Source organism: Mycobacterium sp. IDUB_36, from assembly GCF_055419225.1.
In genome coordinates this window covers 2,350,501-2,374,013 of the sequence record NZ_JBVAXH010000001.1, presented here as the reverse complement: position 1 = coordinate 2,374,013, position 23,513 = coordinate 2,350,501, and the positions used below count along the sequence as shown (strand labels likewise).

Annotated in this window: 27 protein-coding genes; 12 read left to right on the top strand and 15 right to left on the bottom strand. The window is 63.8% G+C overall.

Translation table 11 applies throughout. The features are described 5' to 3' along the window. The first annotated feature begins 118 nt into the window (after positions 1-118). The 3 genes from ACZYW1_RS11685 (at position 119) to ACZYW1_RS11675 (ending at position 1,636) form a co-directional block, all read left to right on the top strand. Positions 119-544, top strand: coding sequence for a hypothetical protein (locus tag ACZYW1_RS11685; RefSeq protein WP_463785912.1), 426 nt, complete (start codon positions 119-121; stop codon positions 542-544). A 131-nt stretch (positions 545-675) separates the two neighbouring features. Next, positions 676-1,041, top strand: a complete 366-nt coding sequence (locus tag ACZYW1_RS11680; protein WP_463785911.1) for a hypothetical protein — start codon at positions 676-678, stop codon at positions 1,039-1,041. Between the two features lie 142 nt (positions 1,042-1,183). After that, positions 1,184-1,636, top strand: coding sequence for a hypothetical protein (locus ACZYW1_RS11675; protein ID WP_463785909.1), 453 nt, complete (start codon positions 1,184-1,186; stop codon positions 1,634-1,636). A 98-nt stretch (positions 1,637-1,734) separates the two neighbouring features. Here the strand turns inward: ACZYW1_RS11675 and ACZYW1_RS11670 are convergent, their stop codons facing one another. Both ACZYW1_RS11670 and ACZYW1_RS11665 read right to left on the bottom strand, forming a co-directional pair. Continuing rightward, positions 1,735-2,439 (bottom strand): CDP-diacylglycerol diphosphatase, encoded by a 705-nt coding sequence (locus ACZYW1_RS11670; protein ID WP_463785908.1) that lies wholly within the window; start codon positions 2,437-2,439, stop codon positions 1,735-1,737. A gap of 83 nt (positions 2,440-2,522) precedes the next feature. Further along, positions 2,523-2,768, bottom strand: a complete 246-nt coding sequence (locus tag ACZYW1_RS11665; protein WP_463785906.1) for an RNA polymerase sigma factor sigma-70 region 4 domain-containing protein — start codon at positions 2,766-2,768, stop codon at positions 2,523-2,525. A 211-nt stretch (positions 2,769-2,979) separates the two neighbouring features. On the opposite strand from ACZYW1_RS11665, the gene ACZYW1_RS11660 reads away from it, so the two are divergent. From ACZYW1_RS11660 to ACZYW1_RS11645, 4 genes are all read left to right on the top strand, one after another. Further along, positions 2,980-5,598 (top strand): helix-turn-helix transcriptional regulator, encoded by a 2,619-nt coding sequence (locus ACZYW1_RS11660; RefSeq protein ID WP_463785904.1) that lies wholly within the window; start codon positions 2,980-2,982, stop codon positions 5,596-5,598. Between the two features lie 288 nt (positions 5,599-5,886). Beyond that, positions 5,887-6,822, top strand: coding sequence for a phosphoribosyltransferase family protein (locus ACZYW1_RS11655; protein WP_463785902.1), 936 nt, complete (start codon positions 5,887-5,889; stop codon positions 6,820-6,822). Positions 6,823-6,865: 43 nt separating this feature from the next. Next, entirely contained in the window at positions 6,866-8,395 is a 1,530-nt protein-coding gene (locus ACZYW1_RS11650) for a nicotinate phosphoribosyltransferase (protein WP_463785899.1), read from the top strand. Beyond that, on the top strand, positions 8,392-9,102 hold the full coding sequence (locus ACZYW1_RS11645; RefSeq protein WP_463785897.1) for an NUDIX domain-containing protein: 711 nt from the start codon (positions 8,392-8,394) through the stop codon (positions 9,100-9,102). The genes ACZYW1_RS11650 and ACZYW1_RS11645 overlap by 4 nt, the downstream gene beginning before the upstream one ends. A 48-nt stretch (positions 9,103-9,150) precedes the next feature. Here ACZYW1_RS11645 and ACZYW1_RS11640 read toward each other — a convergent pair whose 3' ends face one another. Continuing rightward, positions 9,151-9,690 (bottom strand): TetR/AcrR family transcriptional regulator, encoded by a 540-nt coding sequence (locus ACZYW1_RS11640; RefSeq protein ID WP_463785895.1) that lies wholly within the window; start codon positions 9,688-9,690, stop codon positions 9,151-9,153. Between the two features lie 146 nt (positions 9,691-9,836). Here ACZYW1_RS11640 and ACZYW1_RS11635 point away from each other — a divergent pair, with 146 nt between their 5' ends. Both ACZYW1_RS11635 and ACZYW1_RS11630 read left to right on the top strand, forming a co-directional pair. Continuing rightward, a complete protein-coding gene (locus ACZYW1_RS11635) occupies positions 9,837-11,543 on the top strand; it encodes a phytoene desaturase family protein (RefSeq protein WP_463785893.1) in 1,707 nt (568 codons plus the stop codon). 54 nt (positions 11,544-11,597) lie between these two features. Beyond that, a complete protein-coding gene (locus ACZYW1_RS11630) occupies positions 11,598-11,996 on the top strand; it encodes a hypothetical protein (protein ID WP_463785892.1) in 399 nt (132 codons plus the stop codon). Between the two features lie 62 nt (positions 11,997-12,058). Here ACZYW1_RS11630 and ACZYW1_RS11625 read toward each other — a convergent pair whose 3' ends face one another. Then, the gene (locus ACZYW1_RS11625; RefSeq protein WP_463785890.1) at positions 12,059-12,718 is read right to left on the bottom strand and encodes a peroxiredoxin-like family protein; all 660 of its coding nucleotides are present in this window, start codon (positions 12,716-12,718) and stop codon (positions 12,059-12,061) included. Between the two features lie 87 nt (positions 12,719-12,805). Here ACZYW1_RS11625 and ACZYW1_RS11620 point away from each other — a divergent pair, with 87 nt between their 5' ends. Continuing rightward, complete coding sequence (locus ACZYW1_RS11620; protein WP_463785887.1) at positions 12,806-13,402, top strand: TetR/AcrR family transcriptional regulator; 597 nt, start codon at positions 12,806-12,808, stop codon at positions 13,400-13,402. Positions 13,403-13,468: 66 nt separating this feature from the next. After that, a complete protein-coding gene (locus ACZYW1_RS11615) occupies positions 13,469-13,888 on the top strand; it encodes an acyl-CoA thioesterase (RefSeq protein ID WP_463785885.1) in 420 nt (139 codons plus the stop codon). A 138-nt stretch (positions 13,889-14,026) separates the two neighbouring features. On the opposite strand, the gene ACZYW1_RS11610 is transcribed toward ACZYW1_RS11615, so the two are convergent. From ACZYW1_RS11610 to ACZYW1_RS11595, 4 genes are all read right to left on the bottom strand, one after another. Continuing rightward, positions 14,027-14,797 carry a 1-acyl-sn-glycerol-3-phosphate acyltransferase gene (locus tag ACZYW1_RS11610; RefSeq protein ID WP_463785884.1) on the bottom strand — a complete coding sequence of 257 codons (771 nt, stop codon included), beginning with the start codon at positions 14,795-14,797 and terminating at the stop codon, positions 14,027-14,029. Positions 14,798-15,109: 312 nt separating this feature from the next. After that, positions 15,110-15,751 carry an FMN-dependent NADH-azoreductase gene (locus ACZYW1_RS11605; protein WP_463785882.1) on the bottom strand — a complete coding sequence of 214 codons (642 nt, stop codon included), beginning with the start codon at positions 15,749-15,751 and terminating at the stop codon, positions 15,110-15,112. Between the two features lie 100 nt (positions 15,752-15,851). After that, the gene (locus ACZYW1_RS11600; protein WP_463785880.1) at positions 15,852-16,307 is read right to left on the bottom strand and encodes an OsmC family peroxiredoxin; all 456 of its coding nucleotides are present in this window, start codon (positions 16,305-16,307) and stop codon (positions 15,852-15,854) included. Positions 16,308-16,354: 47 nt separating this feature from the next. Then, entirely contained in the window at positions 16,355-17,209 is an 855-nt protein-coding gene (locus ACZYW1_RS11595; RefSeq protein ID WP_463785878.1) for an enoyl-CoA hydratase/isomerase family protein, read from the bottom strand. Between the two features lie 192 nt (positions 17,210-17,401). Here ACZYW1_RS11595 and ACZYW1_RS11590 point away from each other — a divergent pair, with 192 nt between their 5' ends. Continuing rightward, entirely contained in the window at positions 17,402-17,851 is a 450-nt protein-coding gene (locus tag ACZYW1_RS11590) for a winged helix-turn-helix transcriptional regulator (RefSeq protein ID WP_463785876.1), read from the top strand. Positions 17,852-17,919: 68 nt separating this feature from the next. Here ACZYW1_RS11590 and ACZYW1_RS11585 read toward each other — a convergent pair whose 3' ends face one another. The 7 genes from ACZYW1_RS11585 to ACZYW1_RS11555 all read right to left on the bottom strand — a co-directional run bounded on the left by ACZYW1_RS11585 (position 17,920) and on the right by ACZYW1_RS11555 (position 23,404). Further along, a complete protein-coding gene (locus tag ACZYW1_RS11585; RefSeq protein WP_463785873.1) occupies positions 17,920-18,813 on the bottom strand; it encodes a cyclopropane mycolic acid synthase family methyltransferase in 894 nt (297 codons plus the stop codon). Positions 18,814-18,881: 68 nt separating this feature from the next. Continuing rightward, positions 18,882-19,178: a DUF4235 domain-containing protein gene (locus ACZYW1_RS11580; RefSeq protein ID WP_463785871.1), complete on the bottom strand. Its 297-nt coding sequence runs from the start codon at positions 19,176-19,178 to the stop codon at positions 18,882-18,884. 30 nt (positions 19,179-19,208) lie between these two features. Next, on the bottom strand, positions 19,209-19,487 hold the full coding sequence (locus tag ACZYW1_RS11575) for a GlsB/YeaQ/YmgE family stress response membrane protein (protein ID WP_463785869.1): 279 nt from the start codon (positions 19,485-19,487) through the stop codon (positions 19,209-19,211). 114 nt (positions 19,488-19,601) lie between these two features. Beyond that, positions 19,602-19,847: a hypothetical protein gene (locus tag ACZYW1_RS11570; RefSeq protein WP_463785867.1), complete on the bottom strand. Its 246-nt coding sequence runs from the start codon at positions 19,845-19,847 to the stop codon at positions 19,602-19,604. 234 nt (positions 19,848-20,081) lie between these two features. After that, positions 20,082-21,362, bottom strand: coding sequence for a lipase family protein (locus ACZYW1_RS11565; protein ID WP_463785865.1), 1,281 nt, complete (start codon positions 21,360-21,362; stop codon positions 20,082-20,084). 106 nt (positions 21,363-21,468) lie between these two features. Then, a complete protein-coding gene (locus ACZYW1_RS11560) occupies positions 21,469-22,347 on the bottom strand; it encodes a L,D-transpeptidase (protein WP_463785864.1) in 879 nt (292 codons plus the stop codon). Positions 22,348-22,393: 46 nt separating this feature from the next. Then, positions 22,394-23,404: a glycoside hydrolase family 6 protein gene (locus tag ACZYW1_RS11555; RefSeq protein ID WP_463787803.1), complete on the bottom strand. Its 1,011-nt coding sequence runs from the start codon at positions 23,402-23,404 to the stop codon at positions 22,394-22,396. Positions 23,405-23,513 lie beyond the last annotated feature (109 nt).

Below are 23,513 nucleotides of genomic sequence, written 5' to 3'. Positions count from 1 at the left end.
GCGTCGCATGTAGGTAGTCGCCGGGAAAGCCCGTCGTGAATCAAGTAGTCGTTGCCCGGCTCTGAGGGTCCCTCGGCGCTCCACTATCGGCAGTGGGGACGATGAAAGGACCACACCGATGCGATTCGTGAACAGGTCGGCGGTCGCCGCGGCGACCATGACGCTCGTGGGCGCGGCTGTCGCCGCAGCGCCGACCGCAGGGGCCATGGTGGAGAACTGGCAGTTGACGAACAAGACCTCCGTTCCGTTGCACGGCGAGATGCACAGCCAGTGCGGAAGCGCTACGGCCAACTGGGTGACGGATGCAGCACACCCGGTCAAACAGGAGGACGTGGTCCACCTCCGTCAGGACTGCAGCACCTTCGACTTGTTCTATGTCTGGGGACGGATGTGCTTTCACGGCTACTGGTGGAACCTGCCTCGCTCGACTTGGCACAGCGACAACTACGCGTTCGCCGAGAAGAGTCTGGCGACAAACCCGACGCTGTACGTCCAATTGGACGACGGTAAGACCGCCGATTTGGTGGAGACGAGCTCGTGCTGAACGAGCCGTACATCCACCCCCAGCAGAACGGAATGGCAGCGGTAGGGCGAACATTGACGGAGCGAAACTTGGTATCGCCGGGCGGTGCCATCGCTGCCGCGGTAGCAATGATTTTCGCCGCTAGCGTGGCGGTGGCTCCGCCAGCCCACGCCGATAGCACCCGCACGCTGTACAACCAGACCTCTGAGCCGCTGTGGGGCGAGATGCACGACCAGTGCGGCAGCCACGTGCAATCGTGGTCCACCTCTGCGGCGCAACCGATTCCGCCGAACGGCTCGACGATCATGCCGTACTCGTCGTGCACGTTCGGGTCAGACATGTACCTATGGGGACGGCTGTGCTACCGCCACCGATGGTGGAACCTACCCCGCGGCAAGAATTTGGCCACCGTCCAATATTTCCGGCACAAGGACCTCGAATTCGATCCGAAGCTCTATACCTCCGCGGGTGCGGACCCCGGCAAAGTGATCGACATGATCGTCACCGACGGATGTTGAGCTGCGTAGTCGGGCAACGCAACTAGGTAGTCACCCGCACAACAGCGGCGGCGAAACACGTAGCGGAGACCGGATCCCACGACACCGCAAGCGCACACGATTGACGCACAGCACCAACCCACCGAACTTGAGGAGTTGCACCATGCGATCCACCACCAAGCCTGCGGGTGCCCGTCGCCGCGCTACCGCTGCGAGGGCCGCGACCGCAGTCGGCGCTGCAGTGCTCGCCGCGGGCACGATGATGTCCACCGCACCCCTGGCGTCCGCGAACTATCAGGTGACGGTCGGGAACGAGAGCGGGGTGCCGCTGTGGGGTGAGTTCCACACTCAGTGCGGCAGTTCCGTCGGCGGCTGGACCACCGATGCGGCACACCCGTGGGCCACCGGGACCTCGATCGACGTCTCGCTGGGCTCGTGCGGCATGACCGACAAGTTCTACGCCTGGGGGCGCGTGTGCTGGCAGGGCAAATGGCGCAACCTGGAGCGCGGGCCGCACGACAACGTGCGGATGAAGTTCCTGTTGGACGAGGTCAAGAATTTGATATTCAGCGACAAGGGCGTCTACGGGCCTTTGACCACGACGGACGGCTGCTGAGTTCACACTGCTGGCCCACACTGCCCGGGACCGGTCCCTTCAACGGGGATTCCGATTCCGGGCGGTGTTGGTTGTGAACTTCCCGCAGTTCGAGATCGCTACCCCTTGTCGAGCAGAAATTCCACGTTCCTGACCCCGCGGCTGCTCATCGAGTACTGGCTGTTCAGTAGGTCGTACCCGCCTTTGGGACTTGGCACCACGACGAGTGTCTGGGCGAACATGTCGGTGGGCGCGACGTTGTCCTTCAGCAGATTGAACGGGTTGACGCCCAGATCGTTGACGTGCAGCGCGCGAAAGTCCCTGCCCAACAGAGAGATGACAGCACTGCGCCATTTGGCTGGGTCGGTGGTGATGAGCTGCTGCTGGCGGTTCAGGTCGTCCTTGGCGTCCCTACGCAGCCGGCTGACGTGAATGTGCAACTGGTCCTGGTCGCGCATCTCCGCTGAGTTGAGGGCTAGTGCTATGTCGGTGCCCGAGGGAATGCGGCGGGCTGCATTCCGGGCGTACTGCCAGAGGTTGAATGCGTTGGGCTGCCAGATCTTCGGGCATTCGATGCCGGAGATGCGATTGGTCGGGATGAGCAGCAGATCATAGGTGCTCGACTGCCCGTGAGGCTTGCCGTTGTGCACGGCGTACCCGTAGTCGCGGCTGGGATCGGGGAACGTCACCTCGAGATTGTTGCCGGGATGTCCGGGTGTGCGCCTCTTCACCTGATCCCAGAGGTAGAACCGTCCGCCGGTGTCGTTCCAGTCGCCGCAGCCGGACGACTGGGGATCGGCAACTGCCGGTGCCGGCGCAGCCACGCCGGAAAGCGCGGAGACGGCAAAGGCTACCGCGATGAATCGCCAGGCCGCCGATCGTGTGTGGCCGAATGTGAAGGCGCAGCTCATTCCGGACTTTCTGGGTGGAGTTCGGCCGATCGGGACAATTCTGTGCGCAACTTCCGGTACGCCACTTCGAGCAGCAGCCCGAAGCTTTCCGGTTCGATGCCGAGACGCGCACATATTTCGTCGGCGGTTGCCGTTGATTCGGCGAGACGCAGAACCGACGCGTACGCATCCGGAAGCCGTGCCAGTGCGGCTGCGTAGCAGGGGTCGGCGCTCGGTAGATCTCCAGCGTTCGCGTTCGACATCGTGTCCATCCTGCGCACGCCACAGCCGTGCCGAACCCGAGTCGGACTACTCGATTTTTGCCGTGCTTCGGCGTGACTACGCAGTTCAGCCCAACAGTGCTCATGAGAGGCGTCTGTTCCACCTCGGCCAATCATGAAGGGGCACAGATACACCAATGCGAATCGACGCAACGCGGGGCGCAACCTCTAAGTGCCAGCTAACCTTCTGTGTGTGCACGAGCACTGGCCCCTGACAGGTCGCGACGTCGAGTCGAACGTCATCGCGGAACTGCTGGGGGGCGAGCAATACTCGGGTGTCGCTCTGACAGGCCGTGCCGGGGTCGGCAAGTCGCGCTTGGCCCGCGACGCTGCCGGCGCGGTCGCGGGCAAGGGCTGGGCGGTGCGGTACGTCGCCGCCACGGCGACCGGAAGATCAGTTCCGCTCTGTGCGTTCGCGCCGTGGACGGACGAGTTCGGCGGTGCGCCACTGACATTGGCCCGTCGGGTGATCGATGCACTTACCGCAGGCACCGATCCGGGGCGAGTCCTGGTCGTGATCGACGATGCGCACCTGCTCGACGATCTGTCGGCTTTGGTAGTGCACCAGCTCGTCTTACAACGGGCCGCATCGGTGATCATCACGATGCGTAGCCGCGTCGCCGCCCCCGATGCGGTGGTCGCCCTGTGGAAAGACGGCCTACTGCGCAGACTCGAGCTACAACCCTTGTCTCATCCGGAATCCGATGATCTGCTCGAGTTGGCCTTGGGCGCGCCACCGGATCGCGACTGCGCCGACCGGATGTGGCGACTGACCCGGGGCAACGTGTTGTACCTCCGACAACTCGTCGAGCAAGAATGCGCAGCGGGCAGATTGATCTGCGAACAAGGATTGGCACGGTGGATCGGCAGTCCGCACGTGTCGCCTTCGCTGGTCGACCTGGTGGAGCACCAGATCGGGGCCGTGCCGGAAAGCGTGCGTGACGTCGTGGACCTGGTGGCGGTCGCCGAGCCCATCAATCGCGACTGTCTGGCTCGTCTCGTTGACCCGCTGGCAATCGAGGACGCCCAACAGCGCGACCTGATCCGGACGTCTGATACCGGCGATGCGGTGTACGCCGGGCACCCCATGTACGCCCAAGTGCGCCTCGAACAGTGCGGCGCGTTACGACTCCGGCGCCTGCGCGGCATGGTGGCCAAGGCGATGGAAAATGATTGCGCCGGAGTCAATTTGGTGCGGCGTGGCCTGTTGTGGCTGGATTCGGATGTACCGCCGGACCCTGCGGTGCTGGCCGCTGCGGCCAGCGCTGCCAGCTCTCTGCTCGAATTCGAACTGGCCGAGCGCCTGTCTCGCGCCGCCGCAGACGCCGGTGCCGCCGTCGAGACCCGCGTCGAGCTCGCGTACAGCCTGCTGATGCTCCAGAAGGGCGACGACACCGAGCAGGTTCTCGACACCATCTCCAGCGAGTCCGTACCAGCGTCGGCCTTCATCAACGACGTGATCCTGCGCGCGGCGAACCTGCTGTGGACCCGGCAGTCCCCCGAACAGTCGTGGCAAGTCATCGACGATGCGCTGGCCGGGGCTTCCGGTGAACGCCGATCGCAGCTACTCGCGTTCCGCGCCAACCAGTTAGCGCTCGCGGCGCGACCGGGTGAAGTCGCCGCGGTGATGGCGGATGTCGACTACGGCAGTCTGGACGCCTTCGGCGCCACCATTGGGTTGTGCGCCGAAACGTTGACGTTCGCCGACCTGGGCCAGACTGCCGCGGCGGTCGCCAAGGCCACCCAGTGCTACGAGGTCGTCGACTTGTCGCCACAGAGCAGTTTCCTGGGCCAGCCCCTGGCGGAGTTCCATTCCTACGCACTGTTGTCGGCCGGCTACGTGGACCAGGCGGTCGAGGTGGCCGCTACCCATCTACGGCGCAGTCAGGAACGTCCGGCCACCGCGCAGTCCGTCGCCGGCGCGATCGTCGGGGTCACCGCACTGGCCGCCGGGAATCTGCAGGTAGCCAGGACGCACCTGAGGACGCAATCCACCGACCCTGATGCCAATTTCGTTCTGGCCAATAGCTACTACCGATTCCAGTTACTGCTGGCGCAGACGTTGGCCATTCTGGGTTCGCTCGACGAGGCCGAGGCGGCGCTGCGCACGGCCCGGGAGCATCGTCACCCCGCCTACGTCTATGTCGAGAGCAATGCGCGGCTTGCCGAGGCCTGGATCGCCGCAGGACGCCGGCGGATGGATGAAGCACGTAGAACAGCTTGGGCTGCAGCTCAATTCGCTAGAGAGCACCACCAATTCTCGCGTGAAGTCATGTGCCTGCAGGCTGCCACGCAATTCGGGGATGCCGCGCCGGCCAGCCGACTCGCCGAACTCGCAGAAATCGTCGATGGTCCCAGGGCCGCACTGGCAGCCCGCCACGCGCATGCCCTGAGTACCGACGATGCCGGCGAGTTGGACTCTACCTCAGCGGATTTCGAGTCCATCGGTGATCGCCTGGCTGCTGCAGATGCCTCGGCCCAAGCGGCGGCCGCTCACCGCAGGAACGGACGCCGGGGTAGCGCGATGAGTTCGGCGGCACGAGCCGCCCAGTTGGCCGCGGCCTGCGGTGGCGCGGTCACTGCCGCGCTCATCGATGCCCGTCTCACCGCCCCCTTCACTCAGCGGGAGCGAGAGATCGCAGTTCTGGTGGCCCAAGGGATGAGCAATCGTGAGATCGCAGAAACGGTGTCGCTGTCCGTGCGCACCGTCGAGGGGCACGTGTATCGCGCTAGCTGTAAAGCCGGCGTGGAACGCAGGTCCGACTTGGCACTGGCCCTGCGCACCGTGAACCTTTGGTCAGCCGCCGAATAAGACGAATTGCACCCAGCCCGCCTCCGCAGGGGACCTTCACTTACCTATTCCAGAAACCCTGTGCGCGGCAGCAGATTCGAGTTGCTACCCGCGAGCTTGCAGCTCCATCAGGCTCGAATATGGCCGCAGCACAGAGGATTTCACACTGCGCAATATAGAGCCGGGGCACATCTCGGGGTGTGAGGGCGGCGGGGGGTGTCGGAACCGCCACGAAGTCTGAGAACCCTGCGAAGCGCACCTGCCCCGTAATTTAATTTGAATTGCGAGAAATTATGCTATGGTCAGCGGATGAGCGACGAGGGGTACCAATTCCAGGTAGTTACCGACGACGGGGCAATCAAGGCTCAGACCTTGGAAGTGTTCGCCTACCCGATGGGTGACATTACTGTCCGCCGCCGGCCCGACTCTGATCTTGTGCCCGGCGCGGTCCAGCTACTGCAGGTCACTCGCACCGCGGTGGACTGGACCCTGGTCCGCGAATGGGCGTCGCTGACGGCGAGCGTGTTTCCCGGCCAGCCCCGAATCCTGGCCTTGCCCTACCTGCCCAGCGCTCGCGGCGACAAGGACATCCCAAGTCCGGCGGCAGTCAACGCCGCGCTGGCCGGCGATTCCGGTATCACCGACATCATCACGATCGACCCGCACAGCCCGGTCTGGCTCACCGCGCTTCGCGAAACCAACCCTTCGATCCGTGAACACACCCTGCCCCTGGGGGACATCGTCCGGCGCGCGCTGACCGCGGATCCCGACCGCTTGCAGCACCTGGGCGTGATCAGCCCGGACAAGGGGGCGGTCGCGCGGGCCAGCGAGGTGGCTTCGTTGCTGGGCTTACCGGTCTATGTGGCCGACAAGCACCGGGATCCGAAAACCGGCCATCTGAGCCACTATTCGCTGAACGCGGACCTGCTACCGGGCGCCTACCTGGTGGTCGATGACATCTGCGACGGTGGAGGCACATTCGCGCTTCTGGCTGGCGCTGTCAGTGACGATGTGATCTTGGACTTGTGGGTCACGCACGGGGGATTCACCAAGCCAGATTTCTCAGCTGATGCCCGCGCACCGTACCGGCGGATCTACACCACCGACTCGTTGCCCTCCGCAGTCGCAGCGGGCCTGGCCGACAACCAGATTCAGGTCACCGCACTGGCCCCCTGGATCGCCGATGTCGTCACTCGCATTGCCGAACAGGACCGTCGCAACGCCGAGACGGAGCGGAACCAGTGACCACCAGAGCATTCACACCCTTAACCGATCAACAGGAGCCGACATGACCGCCGTCATCGACCGCGTGGTGGATACCTTGATGGCCACCGACGCCTACAAATTCGACCACCGCCGCCAATACCCCGAAGGCACCGAGGTGGTGTTCTCCAACCTCACCGCTCGGGGAAGCCGAATCCCCGGCGTCGACGTGACCGTCTTCTTCGGATTACAAGCCTTTCTCACCGACCTGACCAATCGATGGGACGAATTTTTCGGCCTGGCGGCTGCCGAGCTGGACGCGGTGCTGTCCGCGTACGACACCGAAGTCGCAGAACTACTGGGCACCAACGACATCGGCAGCGAGCACTTCCGGGTCCTGCACGGCATCGGTCATCTCCCACTGCGAGTCAAGGCATTCAGCGAGGGTGCCCTGGTTCCCACCCGGGTCCCGTACTTCACCATTGAGAACACCGATTCACGGGTGTTCTGGCTGACCAACTATCTAGAGACCGAGCTGTCTGCGGAACTGTGGCAGCCCATCACCAGCGCAACCATCGCTTGGCGTAACCGCCGCCTACTCGACGAGCGCGCGGCGCAATCCGGCGATCCGGCCGCGGTCGACTACCAGGGTCACGACTTTTCTTGCCGGGGCATGGAAGGCATCGTGGCCGGAGCGGCCAGCAGCGCGGGCCACCTGCTCAGCTTCCGGGGCACCGACACCGTTCGCGCCGTCCGATTCATCAAGCGGTTCTATCCAGGCGACAACGGAATTGTGGCGGTCTCCTGCCCGGCCACCGAGCACAGCGTCATGTGTGCCGGTGGCCGCGGCACCGAGTTCGAGACCTTCGAACGACTGCTGGACCTCTACCCGGGCGGGACTCTGGCCGTCGTGTCAGATACTTGGGACCTATGGCAGGTCTGCACCGAGTTCCTGCCACGCCTCAAAGACCAAATCATGGCCCGCGACGGCAAACTGATGATCCGACCCGACAGCGGAGACCCAGAGCTGATTCTGTGCGGCGACCCCGACGCGGCCGAGGACAGCCCCGCCCGCCGCGGAGTTGTCAGGCTGCTGGCAGACCAGTTCGGCACTGTCGTCAACGACAAGGGTTACCTTGATCTCGACCCGCACATCGGCGCGATCTACGGTGACTCCATCAACTTCGAGCGCGCCGATGCGATCACCGCCAATCTGATGCGGCAGGGTTTCGCCTCAACTGCAGTTGTTTTCGGCTACGGCAGCTTCACCTACCAGTACCAGACCCGTGACACGTTCAAGATGGCGATGAAAGCGACGTGGGTCCGAGTCGATGGTCAGGGTCGAGACATTCTCAAAGACCCCATCACCGACGACGGCACCAAGAAATCCGCTACGGGCCGCCTGGCGGTGCGGCGCACCATGGACGGCCGCCCCTATCTCATCGAACACGCCGACCCGGAGCAAGAGGCCGAACAGGAACTCAAGCTGGTATACGAGGACGGAAAGCTGCTGCGGCACTCCTCCTTTGCCGATATCCGCGCCACCTTGGCCTATGAGACCGAGGTGTACCTGCGCCGTACCGGACACGTCCCAGACGGGAATGAGTTGCCATGAGCTCTATGCGGGAATCCAACCTGGTCTACAAAGGCGGTGAGCACGCCATCCACGGGACCTGGCTGTCAGTCGATGTCGTCGCGCTCACCCGCGACAGCGACGCGGCACGGGTTGCGCTCGTCACCCGCGTCGGCCAACCGCACCGCGGTGCAACGACTCTCCCCGGCGGGCTGCTGGCTGCCTGGAATCAGGAAACGGTGGAGCAAGCCGCCCGACGCGTCATGACCGAGAAGGTCGGAGTCGACATCGTCGGTGGTGTCGCGATCCTCGACGTGGTCAGCGACCCCGGCCGCGACGAGCGCGGCCACACCGTCTCGATCGTCGTCGGCGCGCGCATCCCTGCCGAAACAGCAGGTGCCGTGCGGCCTGTCCGCGTTCCCCAGGACATGCCGTTCGGGCATACGGCGATGATTCGAAAAGCGTTGGCCAAGATCAACACTGGATTGTTCACCGATCCGGACCTGACCTATGCGATGCTCGGCGACGCCACCACGATGGCTGAGGTGATGGCCCTGACCAGGGCGTGTGATCCGAAAGCCAGTGAGAGCACGATCGGGTCACGGTTACGACGGTGTGGGCTCTATGAATCCGGTGCCGAGCGCAGCCGCAAAACCGAAGCGGGCGCTGGACGACCGGCTCTGGTGTTCACCAGAGTAACTGCCAAGGACACTGGTAATCCGGAGAAGGCGGCGAAGGTGCGCCCATGATCGCCGGCTGGTTGGGTACGTCGCCGTAGGGGAGCATTGCGTGCCGTGTTACCCAGTGTGATGGCGCAGAAGGATACGGAGTTGGCGGTGGACGTCGTCGAGGGGGGCCAGGGATTTCTCGGCCTGGGCCATGATCACGGCGCCCTCGACAGCCGCGAGGACGGTGTTGGCCAACGCGCTCGCGGCATTTTTTGCGATGCCGTGATCACGTAGGGACTTGCTGATCGCATCCCGCCACCGGATGAAGGTTGCGCCGGCGATGTCGGCGATCTCGATTTCGGAAGATCGCGCGAGGCCGGCGGCGGCGATGGGGCAGCCCGCCGCGAAATCGCTTTCTGCGACTACCGTTTTCCATCCGGCGATGAAGGCGTCCAACGATTTCTGCGGTGTGGGTTGTTGCAGAGCGGTCGCGATCTGGTGGTCGATGAAGCTGCCGGCCACGCGTGTTGCTTCCTGCACCAGTTCGGTCTTGCCGTTGGGAAAGTTGAGATAAATCGACCGGCGCGCGACGTGGCTGCGTTCGAGGATGGCGGTGATCCCGGTTCCGGCGACACCGTGCCGGCGCATGAGATCAATCGTGCTGAACACCAACTTGTCTCGGACTTTCACGCCTTGATCCTCCGAACTCGGCCATTCCCCGGCATAGCGTCGGGTGGTTGCGAGTATACCGATCGATGTACTACGGTCACCGACAACTAGTAGAACGATCGGTATAGGTAGTCGTGAGGAGTCTGGTGCAGATCAACAAGCAGTGGGACGCGATCGTCATCGGCTCTGGACTCGGTGGCCTGTCGACGGCGGCGGATCTGGCGGCGGCGGGCCGCAAGACCCTGCTGCTGGAGCGTTACACGACACTGGGTGGCACGTCGCATGTTTTCAGCCGGCGCGGTCAGTGGGAGTTCGACTGTGGCGTGCACTACGTCAGCCATTGCGGACCGGACGGCATCGTCACCGCGATGATGCGCGGGATCGGGATCGACGACCGGATCACCTGGTTGCCGATGGATCAGAGCGGTTTCGACCGCATCATCGCACCCGGCTTCGAACTGGCCACCCCCGTCGGCTGGGACGCCTACGAGGCCAATTTGATCGACGCCTTCCCCGGTGAGCGCAAGTCGGTGCGCCGTTTCCACGGGCTGATGCGACGGATTGGCGAAGCCCACGACCGCAACGACATGGTCACCGCTGGTGGAATGGCCCGCTGGGCGGGACGGGCGGGACGGGCAGCGCCGTTCATGGGACTGCCCTACGGAGCAACGCTTGCCGCGCTGGGGATCTCACCGCGCATGGCCTACGCACTCTCGGTGCAGTCCGGTGCGGTGGCGTGCAGTCCGACTGTGCTGCCGACCGCGGCGATGGCGGCGTTCTTCCAGGACTACATCGGCACCGGGTCCTACTACCCCAAGGGTGGGGGACAGATCCTGGCTGCCGGGTTCGCCGCGGTGATCACCGCCCACGGTGGGGAAATCCGCACCCGCAGCGAGGTCTCGGAAATCCTCCTCGGCCAGGGTCGTGTTCAGGGTGTCCGGCTGGCCGACGGCGAAGTGATCTCCTCCGCAACGGTCGTGTCCAACGCTGACATCATCAAGACCTACACCGATCTCGTTGGCTTGGACAAGCTTCCGCGTCTATTCCGTCGCCGCGTAACCGGCTGGAAGATGTCGCAGCCGTTGATCAACGGATTCTTCGGAGTGGAGATCGACCTCGCCGACCGACCCAACAGCAACTACTTTTCCATCCCGGACTGGGGGCCCGCCAAGTCGTACAGGGGGATGGCGGCATTCGGTCGAGACACTCTCAACGGCAACGGATTCGATGTCGGAGCTGAGTGGGCGCGCGATATGGCGCACAGGCAACCGATGTTCGTCCAGTCCTCCTCACGGCGAGACCCGAGTAACCACCGCGCCGCACCAGCGGGGCACGCCACCATCGAGGTGCAAACTGTCACACCGTCGGATCCGCGGTTGTGGGGCTTCGACGGCTACGACGTGGCCAACGGTGATTACAGCCAGGACTCCGGCTACCGGGAGGTCAAGAAGATCATCATCGACGGAATGCTCGATCGGATGGAGCAGGCATTCCCCGGTTCGTCGTCCAAGGTGAAGTTGACTGAGCTCGGAACACCGGCAACACAAACGAGATTCGTCAACAACACCGCCGGCGCCCCCTTCGGACTGCAACTACGACTTTCTCAAACGGGCCCGATGCGCCCCAGGGACACCACACCGATCCCGGGTCTGTACACCGTCGGAACCAGCACCGCCTGGGGACCCGGCACGGTGGGCTCCATGCTCAGCGGAGTCAACGCCGCGGGCAGCATCCTCGGACGCGACCTCGTCCCTTTCATCCGTAGCGGCGGCCGACTCGCCAACTCCTCAGCCCTGCCCACGTGGCCCGACGACTTCGACCCCTTCACCACGACGCGGGCTTTACACGACTGAGTGTCACGGGCACACGGTGAGCACCGACCCGTTGCGGCTTTGAAAGGATTCTCAATGCCCAAATCTCGTCTCTACCCTGTCCCTTGGCGTAAAGCGCTGATGACCGGGCGCTTCATCGTCGCAGCCACCCACTTATTCGCCCCTCGCCTGACCACGCGACTTTTCGGGCTCTCCGTTGGCGGCACCCCCGCGATCGCGTACGCGCGGATGTTCGCAATCCGCAACGCTGCTCTCGGGCTTGGACTCTTGCGGCAGGACAGTTTCACCCGTCCCCAGCAGTTTCTCGCGTTGAACATCGTGATGGACGCGGTCGATGCCGCCGCGTTTCTGGCCGCGGGTCAGCGGCGTGAAATCAGCCCGACCGCGACCGCGCTGACCACCGGTGTGGCGCTTTCTGCAGTGGTCGCCGGTACTGCGGCGCTCATCGAGCACACGCGATCGGCCGCACCCTAGGCGGAGCCAACGGCGACCAGCGAAGCTTTCGAGGGCCCTTACCTGTTGTCAGGCAGCGGTGTTCAGCCCACCGCGTCGACTGCGGACAGGATGTCGGGCACCTCGCTGCGGGTGGTGTAGTTGGGGTGCACGTCGATCCACTGGATAGTGCCCGCGGAGTCGATGACAACGACGGTGGGCATCGGCAACGCTTTGCCTCCGTCGGCATTCACCGCGGTGAGGTCGACTCCCAGTTTGACCTGTGCGGCAATGGAATCGGGGGATGGTTCGGTGAGAATCCCCAGCGCGGTGGCGATCTGGTTGCCTGGATCCGATGCCACCGAATAGGTCAGTTCATCGGATTCGGCCGTGGTCAGCGAGCCGTCGGGTTTCTGTGGGCTGATGGCGATCAATTCGAAGCCGCGTTGGCTCAGGGCGGGAACCAATTGGGCTTGATAGGTGCGTAGCGCGATGTTGCAGTAGGGGCACCACGCCCCGCGATAGAACACCACGACCGCTGGGCGCCCGTCGCGCAGTCGCTCCAACGATGTGGGTGCACCAGTCACGTCGAGCAGGTCGCCGTCGGGCATGGCGGATCCAGGCGCAAGGACATTCGGCGGTACACCCCGGGCCTCCAATGCGGCTTGATCCGCGGTGAACGCGGCGACCGCGTCCGCAGGCAACCTCGTTGCCGACGCGGTGGCCACGGCGCGGGCCTGTTGGTTGATGGTGGGCATGGTCATCGGAGTCTCCGCACGCTCGATTGGATTGATCCCTCCAGAAAACTCTCGAGTTTTTGGATTGTCAACTCCAAAACGTAGGATTGTTGGATGATCACCCGGAAAGGCCAGGCCACCCGGGATCGCATCGTGGCCTCCGCCGCGGAGCTCTTTTATGAGCGCGGGGTCGCCGGGACCAGCACTGAGGATGTGCAAGCCGCGGCCGGCGTGAGCGCCTCTCAGCTGTACCACTACTTCGCGGACAAGCGCTCGCTCACCCGCGCCGTCATCGGGCACCAGACAGACGCGATACTCGAGTTCCAGAATGCACTGCTCTCGCGACTCGACTCGCTTTCCGCGCTGCGCAATTGGGCTGCGGTGATCGTGGACATGCAACGCGGCAACGGATTTCGCGGCGGCTGCCCGCTGGGCTCGCTGGCGAGCGAGCTAGCCGAAAATGACAGCGCCGCAAGAGAAGACATCAGGGCGGGCTATCAACGCTGGCATGACGCCATCCGCGGTGGACTCGCGTTCATGCAAGAGAGCGGTGCGCTAGCCGACTGTGCCGACATCGACAAGCTGGCCATGACGTTGCTGTCCTCGCTGCAAGGCGGGCTGCTGCTGGCCAAAGTGCTGCGCGACGGCGAACCGTTGGAGACGGCTCTCAACACCGCGATCGATCACATCGCGACATTCGCCGCCGAATGACCGGACCAAGACTGTGATCAGCTGATCAGACCACACCTCGATACGCCGACAGAAGTGGATACCGCTATGGACAACGCTCCCACGCTCGCCCAATTTCCGGCCCAGTCCTACGACAAGTTGCGCTACGCCGACACCGACCGGCAGGGGCACGTCAACAACTCGGTGTTTTCGACGGCCTTGGAAACCGGTCGCGTGGAACTTCTGCACGCGCCTGGTACGGGCATCCTCGAAGCCGGAAAAGCGTTCGTCATCGCCCGTCTCGAGTTGGACTTCCGCGGCGAATTGACCTGGCCCGGTCAGGTCGCGATCGGGACGAGGGTCGAATCAGTGGGCCGTACCTCGATCAGCCTGGCGCAGGGCCTTTTTCAACGAGATCAATGCGTAGCTCTCGCCCGCACGGTCATCGTGCAGGTCGACGAACATACTCACCGCGCGACACCGTTGAGCGACGCCGCCGTTGAGCGCCTCCGTCATTTATCGCCGTGAGAGTAACGACGATGAGTTGTGGTCTCGGCATTGGTAATGCCTCGCTGGCTCTTTCGGTGTATGGGAATACTCATGTGTCGGGCCATGTTTCGCAATACGAAATCTTCAGTTTCGCAGATGGCGGCGCACCACCGGCGTTTAGCCGAGTATCGGCCGTCGTTTGGCGGTGAGCTCATCGAGGCGTGCTTGCATGATGTTGCGGACCCGCGCGGCGAGATCATCCGCAGATTCGTCCGGCTCGGAAACGATCGCCGGCAGTACGGCGGTGACAAGCTTGGTGGGTAGCGGCAGATAGGGCAGCAACCCGACCAGCCCGACGTTGAGACCCCAGGGGATCGACACGCTCAATGGAATCGATTTCAGGCGCAGTAATTTCGGCAGTCGGAACAACCGTGCCGCGGATTGGCCATCGCTGAGCACCAATAGCGACTCTCCTGCCCCAGCGGTCACCACCGGTACGATCGGTACGCCGTGATCGAGGGCGAGCTTGGCGAATCCCGAGCCGTGAAACATGATTCGGTTTCGATCACGCCATGACTTTCCCGCATCGACATCACCACCGGGAAAGACCAGGACATTGTGGTCGGCGGCGAACGCTTCGTCTGCGGCCGGCCGACTACCCGGCGTTCCGCCGAGTCGTTCGACGACGGGCCCGACACCGAGCGTCCAGGCGATCTGGTGTACCAGCGCAGTCGTGGGTCGAGTGATGCCCGCCGCTCGCCGCGCAGCGACGAAAGCGGCGACGTTGAGGTCGACGACACCGCCGAAGCCGTGGTTGCAGACGAACAACACCGACCTGTCGGGCACTGGAGCATCGACATGCACCTCATGCCGGTGATAGGCCTTGAGATAGGTCGTCACAGCGTTCGAGAGCCATGAGGGTGGGTCAAGTTCGGGTGGCTCAGTCATCAGGTCGCTGATCCGTGTCGCCGACGGTGTGGATTGAGGTCCTGTCTGGTTCCACTTACTCGCATACTGACGAAATCGTCACATGCGCAGCGGTCCAAAGTCCAGCGAAGCCGAGTCGGTACGGCGTCACATCGTCGAGGACGACGCGATTGCCGCGCAGGGCGAGCAGCCGCGTGGTCGCGGCACCGATGCCAGCGACCGGTCGGCCGTTGCAATCATTCGCCATCAAAGCGCTGAAAGGTCCGGACGGCGGGCCGTAGCCGGCGCTCTCAGCATCTTCCGACGGCGGAGGGGGTACTGGCACCGCTTCGCTCACACCGGTGATTCCTCAGACAGCTCGGAACCGCGCTGTCTGGCGGTCGTCAAAATTTCCTGCCGTAAGAGCTCCCTCTCCTGGGGCGTCCACCGTGTAGTCGGTTCCAGCACAAGGGAATCAACTCGATACCCCAGCAAGGTGAAGACATACTCCAGGTAGGGCAATTGGAAGTCGCGAAGTTCGGGATGCCTGCCGTCGTAGGCGCTGCTTCGCGTGAGGATCAGGTGCACAGGTCGATTCGCGCCCAGCGTGCCGACGTGCCGACCGTTGGAATCGAGGGTGAAGGTCAGCAGTGGCTGGATAATGACGTCGATCCAGTTCTTCAGCGGGGCGGGTATCGACCAGTTCCACATCGGCGAGGACACCACGATGCGATCGCAGCCGCGCACGCGGTCGATCTCGGCGGAGACGCGATCCCACGCGCGCTGTTGATCAGGCGAGAGCGAATCACCCAGCAGCGGAGCGAATTTCGCCAGTGCGGCGTCGCGTTGAAACGTCAGCACGTCCTCGGCCCACAGGTCGACGTGATCAACCGCGCCGATGGACGTATCGCCGGCTGCATCCAGGAAGGCACGCGCTGCGGCAGAAGACAACGAGTGCTCGCCTTTCGGCGACGCCTCGAGCCAGAGTGTCCGCATCAGTGCACCGCTCGCCGAACCGGTTCCGCCGTAGTCACGCTGAAGCACATCGGCCGAACCTAACATACCTAAAGGTATGGAAGACGAGAGTGGTGGGGTTTCACGCGGGTTGTGCGATGCGGGCGGCGTCCAAGGTGATTGGCACCCGCAGAATCTTCGAGATCGAGCACAACCGGCGTGCATCCTCGGCCACCTCTTGAAACTGCGCGTCGGTGGCACCGGGCAGGTCAGCGCGCACGATCAGATGGATGCCGTCCACCGAGTAGCCGTGGCCGTCAGACCCTTGATTGTCGGTGCCCATAGTCAGCTGCGCAGTAGTGCTGATCGACCGCACCGTGATGCCGTTCTTGCGGGCGATGTTCGCCAGTGCGTGGTTGTAGCACCCGGCATGTCCGGTCACGAGCAACTCCTCGGGGATCGCTCCGTGCGCCCCTTCGAACCGGCTGGCGAACGTGTACGGCGCGTTGCGGACGGTGTCGCTGGTGTCGGTCGACAGAGTGCCGGTTCCGTCGAAAAACGACCCATTCCATTGTGAACTACCGACAACGATGGTCATAGCGCTCCTAGTCGAGGGCTGAGGGGTAGGGGTTTGGTCGGCGCGACTCAGGATGAAATGGCGTCGGTCACGGCGGCGATGTTGGTGCCGAGGCGGTATTCGATGTCCGACTTCTGTTGCAGCCCTTGCTCGAACAGAGCTTTCGCCACATCCTGGAATCCGGGGGTGACGGCGGCTGCCCAGAACGCGTCGGAGTGCAACGGGTACTCCGTGTCGGGCAGCCGGGTGTACTTGTTGATGAATGCTTTGATCTCACCCAGTGCGCGGTGATCCCAGCGTGATACCCGGCGTGCGTAATCGTCGACGAATGCGGGGAAGTCGGCATCAGAGATGGCGCGGTTGACGTAGCCGTACAGCTCGGCGGTCGGACCGTCGAAATCGGCTCCACCCAAGAGGATTTCAAACGCCCGGCCTCGACCGACCAGGGCGGGCAGCCGCCCAGCGGCACCGCCACCGGGTACTGCGCCGAAGCCGATCTCCATCTGGCCAAGGATGGCCTTCTCGCGGCTGGCGAACCGGATGTCGGTGGCCAGGGCGAATTCGCTACCCGCGCCGCGGGCAATTCCGCGTATGGCACTGATAGTCACCGCCGCCAGCTTGCTGATCCGCACGGTGATGTCGACCCACGCTGCGTACCCAGTTGGACTCGGAAGTGCCTCGGAGGCAGCGTGATCGGCGGCGAGGTCGTAGTGGGCCAGAAAGAATTCCGGGTCCGCGCTGTCGAACAGCACCACGTTGACGGAGTCGTTGGACTCCAGTTCGGTGAGCAAGTCTTTGAGGTCACGGATCAATTCGGTCCCGATGACGTTGACCGGAGGGTTGTCGAAGGTGACGCGCCAAAAGGTCGGTGACTCTGCGGTCAATCGGAGGTGGGTGGGAGTGAAGTCGTCGCTGAAGGGCATGACGAGACCGTAGACCTCTCACTTTGTTTTTACAAGTCTGCGTGATGGGAGGCCAGCCTTGCTCTAGCACCACGTAAGGCCAAATTCTGTTGTGAGCTAGGGTTGGCGGCAAGTTGTCGTCCACGAGAAGTCGGTGGGCCCGCGCAGCGATCTGACTTGAACTAGCCAAGTCAGATCGGTATCTTCGGTCGAATGGCGGCGAAAAAAGTCGACGACTGGCAATGCTCGGTCGCACGAAGCATCACGGTGCTCGGCGAACGTTGGACGATCCTGATCCTGCGCGAGGCTTTGCTCGGAACGACCCGGTTCGTCGACTTCGAACGTAACCTCGGACTGCCGCCGGACCGACTCGCTGACCGTCTGGGCACTCTCGTCGAATACGGCGTGATGACCAAGGAGTCCTACCAGGAGCCTGGCCAGCGCCGCCGGCCTTCGTACCACTTGACGCCCGCCGGTCGGGAATTGCACGTCTTGATCGGCGCATTGCAGCAGTGGGGCGATCGACATCTACCTCGCCCTGAAGGACCGACGATGGTGCGCAAGGCCAAACGAACTGAACGGCCTGTGCATGTAGCCTTCATCGACGACCTCGGCTACGAAATTCCCGCCGACGACGTCGCGACAATCCCGACGGGTAACTAAGCCGCCGTCGGATCGCGACTCGTGTTGTGCAGGCAGGCTTTTGGCGTTGCGAGCCGACCGATCGTCCGTCAGCCGTCTTTGACCAAGGTGAATTGGCACACGTCGGTGTAGCCGTCGCGAAACAGTTCAGCGCACCCGGTGAGGTATTTCATGTAGCGCTCGTAGACCTCTTCGGATTGAATCTCGATGGCCTGCTCCCGGCGGCTCTGTAACGTCGCTGCCCAGATGTCCAACGTTCGGGCGTAATGCGGCCGCAGCGGCTGGACGCGGGCCACCCGAAAGCCGGCTCTGGTTGCGTGCTGCTCGACTTGGGCAACCATCGGCAAGTCCCCGCCGGGGAAGATCTCATCCATGATGAACAAGATGAAGCGCAGCAGTTTCGCCGGCAGCTTCAGCCCGAGTTTTCGAGACTCCTCCGGGCTGGTTGTGACGATGGTATGCAGCAGCATCACACCATCGGCGGGTAGCGCGGCGTAAGCCATGTTGAAAAAGCTCTCGTAGCGCTTCTTGCCGAAATGCTCGAACGCGCCGATCGACACAATCCGGTCGACCCGTTCGTGGAATTGCTCCCAGCCCGCCAAGTACACCCGTCGGCTGAGCGGACTGTTCATCGTGCTGAACGACTTGTTGACGGCAATGGCCTGATTTTTGCTCAGCGTCAGACCGACGACGTTGACACCGTATTTCTCCAGGGCACGCCGCATCGTTGCGCCCCAGCCGCACCCGATATCGAGCAGCGTCATGCCGGGCTGTAGCCCCAATTTGCCCAAAGCCAAGTCGATCTTGGCTATTTGGGCTTGCTCCAGAGTCGTGTCGTCGGACTCGAAATAGGCGCAGCTGTAGGTCTGAGTCGGATCGAGAAAGAGCCGGAAGAAATCATCGGACAGGTCGTAGTGAGCCTGGACGTTGTCGTAGTCCGGGATCAGGCCGGTCTTCGCCCGGCTGGCATCCGCCGAGGTCATAACAGACCAATGTATTCGTGAGAATGTGACCTCATGCGGGTTCCGCGAGGTTTGTTGCGAGTCAAGGCTTATCCGATGCCGAGCGGTGCGTCTTGAGGCGCCGGCTCATCGGTGATCGCCTGATAGCCGCGGGCTCCTACCCGGTCGACGGCCGCTTTCACGACACCGAACACCAGCCCCTGCAAGCCCGCTCCCATCAGGACCGCGCTGCCAGAGCGATTGAGGTCTTTGGGGTTGGGCGGAGCGGCCTCCTCGTCGCTGAGACGCTTCCAGATCAAGCCGAATACCGCACTCGCCAACAGGCCCCCGGCCACGCTGGTGGCGGCCGACAGCGGCAGATAAAGCGCCTTCGACGTGTTGCTCATGGCACCTCCGGTTCTTTGTCGGTCGCGCTTCTACAGCGTGCGCGTCCGGGACGTGACGACTTTGAAAAGCACCAGCAGCACTACAGCGCCTACCAGCGCGCCTAGGAATGAATGCTGGATCGGCGGGTGGATGTCGAACTTGTGCGGCGGAAATATCACGCTGCCCAGCGTGCCGCCGACGTAAGAACCCACGATGCCGAGCGCAGCGGTGGCGATCCAACCCATGGGCTGTCGGCCCGGAACAACGGCTCGTGCGATCAGACCAACGATGAGTCCGAGAAGGATTAACCAGATGATGTGCAGTACCACGATGACTCTCCTCTGACAGCGGATGACGGCCCGGGCGCATGACCTGCCGACGGGTGGCGGCAATCTCGGATACCGCGCTGGCGCTATTCCAAACCTTGATCTGAGGCGTCGCCGTCAAGGGTTGCTGGGAGCGGGGACGCTCACAGGTGCCGTCGGCGAGGTGGGAGTTTGGGTCGTGCCGTTGTGTCCGCTGGTCTTGTCGGCGAGAAGAAATATTGCGACGCCGAGCAGAATTGCGGCGAAAAAGCCAATGGTGAGCGAGACGATCGGTCTGCGATACCACGGCTCGTCGGGTGGCGTGTCACCCGTTTCGCCTTCCGGGGCGTCGCCGGAGTCGGACAAGCCTTCATTGCCGGCCATGGCGGGCTACCTCGACCCGCTGCGGGCAACGCTATTGACGACCGTCGGGCCAGAGACACCGACATTGAGAAAGACGACGGCCGGGCTGACCATCGCGACGGTTTCGTCGCGCCATTCAGGTGTATTCACGGAAGTCCTTTCGGGCTGAAGCCGATTGCTGAGGCCTGCTTTGACGCCGAAGTCGTTCAGTAAACCTGTCAGGATTGAGCCTTGGTTTCGCTGACGCCAGGTCAGTCAGTGCCGTGGGCGGGGGCGGAACCGGGACGTGACGGCGTGCGACGCGGCGCCGGCGAGCGCGGGCAGCCCCGCGTAGGTGCGCGGATCAAGCAGCGCCGGACGAGTGTGACGGCTGGTGGGCCGGTCGTTCTTGGCGAGGCGTTCCGCCAGCCACCACAGGCTCATCGGAACCGCGAACGGATACAGCAGCAGGTGTTCAGCGAGCGGGTCACGGTGGTAGCTCACCGCGCCGCCACCCTCGGTGTAGATCTCGACGAGGCTGTCCACGTCGGCGACGTCGACGATCTTGTCGTGCACGCCCTGGATGAGGAGCACAGGCATGCTCGGTGTTTTCTGCCCGAGCCTCGTCACCTCGAAGACATGCTGGAGTTCGGGCAGCGCGAACAGTTCGTCGAAGCTCATGTCGACGTAGTCAGCGATGTCGAAATTTCGGAAACGCCGGATCGCGCCGCCGGTCGACATCCCCTCGATCTGCTTCAGCAGGGCCTTGCCGTCCTCGGTCGCGTGTTCGTCGACGACCTTCCTTGCCTCGGGGAAGATGTGCACCAGCGACGCGACCATCAACGCCGCCAGACCCGCCCAGGGCGACGCATTCAGCCGACGCGCAACGCTTTCGGGATCCACCACCGGTGAACCCATCACCGCTCCCACGATCGCGAGCTCGGGCGCATACTCGGCGGCCGCTTCGGCCGCCCAGCCGCTGGCCAGCCCGCCGCCGGAATATCCCCACACCGCCATCGACGTGCCGGGCGACAGGCCCAACTCCGGGAAGCCGACCGCGGCTCGCAGACCGTCGAGAACGCGAAAGCCCGCCTCGTAGGGCGCGCCCCACAGACCATTGAGGCCCTCGTGATCGGGGATGCTGACGGCCCACCCCTGAGACAGGGCAGCGTTGATGAACAGGAACTCAGCCTGAACCGAGGCTCCGACCACCTCGGCGCCCAGCCGCAGGGCATAGGACGGAAAACACCGCGCCGCCACTGCGTCGATGGCGCATTGATACGACAACACCGGACACGTCGCCGGGTCCTTCCCGCGCGGAACCACCACCGTCGTGACCGCCGCCTCGGGGCGACCGCGCATGTCAGTGCTGCGATACATCAGTTGCCACGCCGCGCCCTGCCGAACACGACCAAAAAACGACACCTGCACCCGTCGGGACCGCAAAACCGTCCCGGGAGCGACGTCGTCGAGATCGGTGGGGCTGGCGTAGAACGGATCGCGATCAGGTGCGGGGATGCCCACGGGATTCAGGTAAACGGATTTTTTCTTCGTCATGTTGTCCTCCCACGCTATCGCCCCCCCAGTCGTGGCAGCAGCCGTACGGACCGGCCCCGCGATCGCGCTGACTCGGACCGTTTGTCGGTGAAGGCCGGGTTCGGGGCTAGAACTGCCAGTCGTTGGAGCCGTCGTGCCGGGAGTAGGTGCCCCCGCCGGAGTTGGTGACCACGATGGGATCGCCGGCGTTGAAATTGTCGAAGAACCATCTCGCATTGGCCGGGCTGATATTGATACACCCGTGGCTGACGTTGCGCTTGCCCTGGTCGTCGACCGACCATGGCGCACTGTGCACGTAGTCGCCGCTGTCGTCGAACCGGACCGCCAGTTCGACCGTGGTCTTGTAGCCGTAGGTCGAGTTGACCGGGACCCCATACGTCGAGGAGTCCATCACGACGGACGGCTTCTTCTCCTGGACGTAGTACGTGCCGTTGGGCGTCTGGTGCCCGCCGGCCGCCATCCCCATCGACATCGGAATCGTCTTCTCCACAACGCCATTACGGGTGACCACCAATTGATGGCTGGGGTCGTCGGCCGTGGCGACCAGGGTGTCTCCAGTCGAGAAGCTGGACACCGCACCGCCGGCATCGACGGTCACCCCGGTGTGTGCCGGCCAGAAAGTGAGCGGGCGCCAGCGCAGCTGCGTGGGCGACATCCAGTAGAACTTGCCCGCCACCGGCGGCTCCGACGAGATGTGGACGGAGTTCTCGGCTCCGCCGGCGTTATCGACGGGCCCCGGGTAGTTGATGATGATCGGTTGAGCCACACCCACCGTCGAGCCGTTGCCGGGGAAGACCCGCACCGGCGGCGCCGCGTCCGGATTCGGCGCCGGAGCAGGGTCCCCGACAGCACCGGGATCGCCCGGAGGGGGATCCGCTGACGCGGGACCGGTTCCCGGCATCAGCATCGAGGCTGACGCCACTAGCGACACCAATCCCGCTGCCTTCACAGTGGTGAGGAGTCTTCCCCTGGTCCAGCCGGACATGCTTTTCCCCTCCGGTTACCGCGTGTGAACGTGACGACGAGCGCTCTCAGTGACCCGCACGAGCCAGGTCGACGGGGCCGCCGTTGTGAGCCAGGTCGACGACGTACTGATTCACGAAAGTCCCGGCCGGCGGATCGCCCTTGTCGCACGAGCCGTCGGACTCGCCTGGACGTTTGATCCACAGGAAAGCATCGACGTGTCCGTTGCCGGTCGCGGTCGTCGGTGCAGCGCCCAGCGCCCGACCGCTGGGGTTGCACCAGTCGAGCTTGGACGTCGGTGCCGGGCCGACGCCGTTGCGCGAGGTGTCGATCACGTAGTGCGCGCCGTTGATGTGCGCCGAAACCGCATCGCCATAACCGATTTCGTCCTCGGTGGTGTAAAAGTTTGCGACGTTGAGGCTGAATCCCCGGGCGTGGCCTACACCGGCTTTGTTGAGTCGGTCAGCCATGTCCTCAGGGCTGTGCCAGTGGATGTGGCCGCCGTCGACGTACACGGCGGTGGCCGGATTGCGGGTCAGCGAGTCGACGGCGTAGTGGATCAGGTCGTAGCGCTCCTGGCGCTGGTCGCCGGACAGGCAGTCCGCCATGGCGAGCGCGTCGGGTTCGAGGACGACCGCGGCCCGCGACGCGCCGATTTGGGAGGCGATGCCGTCGATCCACCCGCGGTAGGCGTCGCCCGAGCCCATGCCGCCCGCGGCGAAGCTGCCACAGTCGCGGTGCGGAATGCCGTAGATCGTGAAAACCGGGAGCGCCCCAGCGGCTGCGGCGTCGCCGGCGTACTTCGCCACTGTGGACGCCGACGAACCCGGAACGATCCAGTACGCCTGCGGCGTGTTCGCGACCGCGGTCAACTCCGGACTGGGGGGATTGGCCTTCTGCGCAGCGCGCATGGCCGCCGAGGTGGGGTTGACGTAGAAAGGCATCCCTGCCAGCGGGTTGGCGTCGTCAACCAGGCGCACCGCCGGGGCGGGGCCGACCTGTGCGGGACTGGCGAAGAGAATTACGCCGGCTATCAGCGGGAGGATGGTGGCGACAAACCGGGCGGCAGCTGAGAACATCACACCTGCGAAATTAGCGAACCTGGCCGTCGAGCGCGACTTGCCCCTCGATATGCGGCTCGCGCAACCGTCGAGTCACACGCGATTGCGCAGGATGAAGGCACGGCCA

What these genes read in the sequence shown, in the direction of transcription:
- ACZYW1_RS11665 (WP_463785906.1), bottom strand. Translation starts at nt 2,768, where the DNA reads ATGTCGAACGCGAACGCTGGAGATCTACCGAGCGCCGACCCCTGCTAC.
- ACZYW1_RS11675 (WP_463785909.1), top strand. Translation starts at nt 1,184, where the DNA reads ATGCGATCCACCACCAAGCCTGCGGGTGCCCGTCGCCGCGCTACCGCT.
- ACZYW1_RS11600 (WP_463785880.1), bottom strand. Translation starts at nt 16,307, where the DNA reads ATGACCATCGTTGTCGGTAGTTCACAATGGAATGGGTCGTTTTTCGAC.
- ACZYW1_RS11650 (WP_463785899.1), top strand. Translation starts at nt 6,866, where the DNA reads ATGACCGCCGTCATCGACCGCGTGGTGGATACCTTGATGGCCACCGAC.
- ACZYW1_RS11590 (WP_463785876.1), top strand. Translation starts at nt 17,402, where the DNA reads ATGGCGGCGAAAAAAGTCGACGACTGGCAATGCTCGGTCGCACGAAGC.
- ACZYW1_RS11630 (WP_463785892.1), top strand. Translation starts at nt 11,598, where the DNA reads ATGCCCAAATCTCGTCTCTACCCTGTCCCTTGGCGTAAAGCGCTGATG.
- ACZYW1_RS11555 (WP_463787803.1), bottom strand. Translation starts at nt 23,404, where the DNA reads ATGTTCTCAGCTGCCGCCCGGTTTGTCGCCACCATCCTCCCGCTGATA.
- ACZYW1_RS11560 (WP_463785864.1), bottom strand. Translation starts at nt 22,347, where the DNA reads ATGTCCGGCTGGACCAGGGGAAGACTCCTCACCACTGTGAAGGCAGCG.
- ACZYW1_RS11595 (WP_463785878.1), bottom strand. Translation starts at nt 17,209, where the DNA reads ATGCCCTTCAGCGACGACTTCACTCCCACCCACCTCCGATTGACCGCA.
- ACZYW1_RS11585 (WP_463785873.1), bottom strand. Translation starts at nt 18,813, where the DNA reads ATGACCTCGGCGGATGCCAGCCGGGCGAAGACCGGCCTGATCCCGGAC.
- ACZYW1_RS11655 (WP_463785902.1), top strand. Translation starts at nt 5,887, where the DNA reads ATGAGCGACGAGGGGTACCAATTCCAGGTAGTTACCGACGACGGGGCA.
- ACZYW1_RS11625 (WP_463785890.1), bottom strand. Translation starts at nt 12,718, where the DNA reads ATGACCATGCCCACCATCAACCAACAGGCCCGCGCCGTGGCCACCGCG.
- ACZYW1_RS11615 (WP_463785885.1), top strand. Translation starts at nt 13,469, where the DNA reads ATGGACAACGCTCCCACGCTCGCCCAATTTCCGGCCCAGTCCTACGAC.
- ACZYW1_RS11570 (WP_463785867.1), bottom strand. Translation starts at nt 19,847, where the DNA reads ATGGCCGGCAATGAAGGCTTGTCCGACTCCGGCGACGCCCCGGAAGGC.
- ACZYW1_RS11605 (WP_463785882.1), bottom strand. Translation starts at nt 15,751, where the DNA reads ATGCGGACACTCTGGCTCGAGGCGTCGCCGAAAGGCGAGCACTCGTTG.
- ACZYW1_RS11610 (WP_463785884.1), bottom strand. Translation starts at nt 14,797, where the DNA reads ATGACTGAGCCACCCGAACTTGACCCACCCTCATGGCTCTCGAACGCT.
- ACZYW1_RS11685 (WP_463785912.1), top strand. Translation starts at nt 119, where the DNA reads ATGCGATTCGTGAACAGGTCGGCGGTCGCCGCGGCGACCATGACGCTC.
- ACZYW1_RS11565 (WP_463785865.1), bottom strand. Translation starts at nt 21,362, where the DNA reads ATGACGAAGAAAAAATCCGTTTACCTGAATCCCGTGGGCATCCCCGCA.
- ACZYW1_RS11580 (WP_463785871.1), bottom strand. Translation starts at nt 19,178, where the DNA reads ATGAGCAACACGTCGAAGGCGCTTTATCTGCCGCTGTCGGCCGCCACC.
- ACZYW1_RS11645 (WP_463785897.1), top strand. Translation starts at nt 8,392, where the DNA reads ATGAGCTCTATGCGGGAATCCAACCTGGTCTACAAAGGCGGTGAGCAC.
- ACZYW1_RS11620 (WP_463785887.1), top strand. Translation starts at nt 12,806, where the DNA reads ATGATCACCCGGAAAGGCCAGGCCACCCGGGATCGCATCGTGGCCTCC.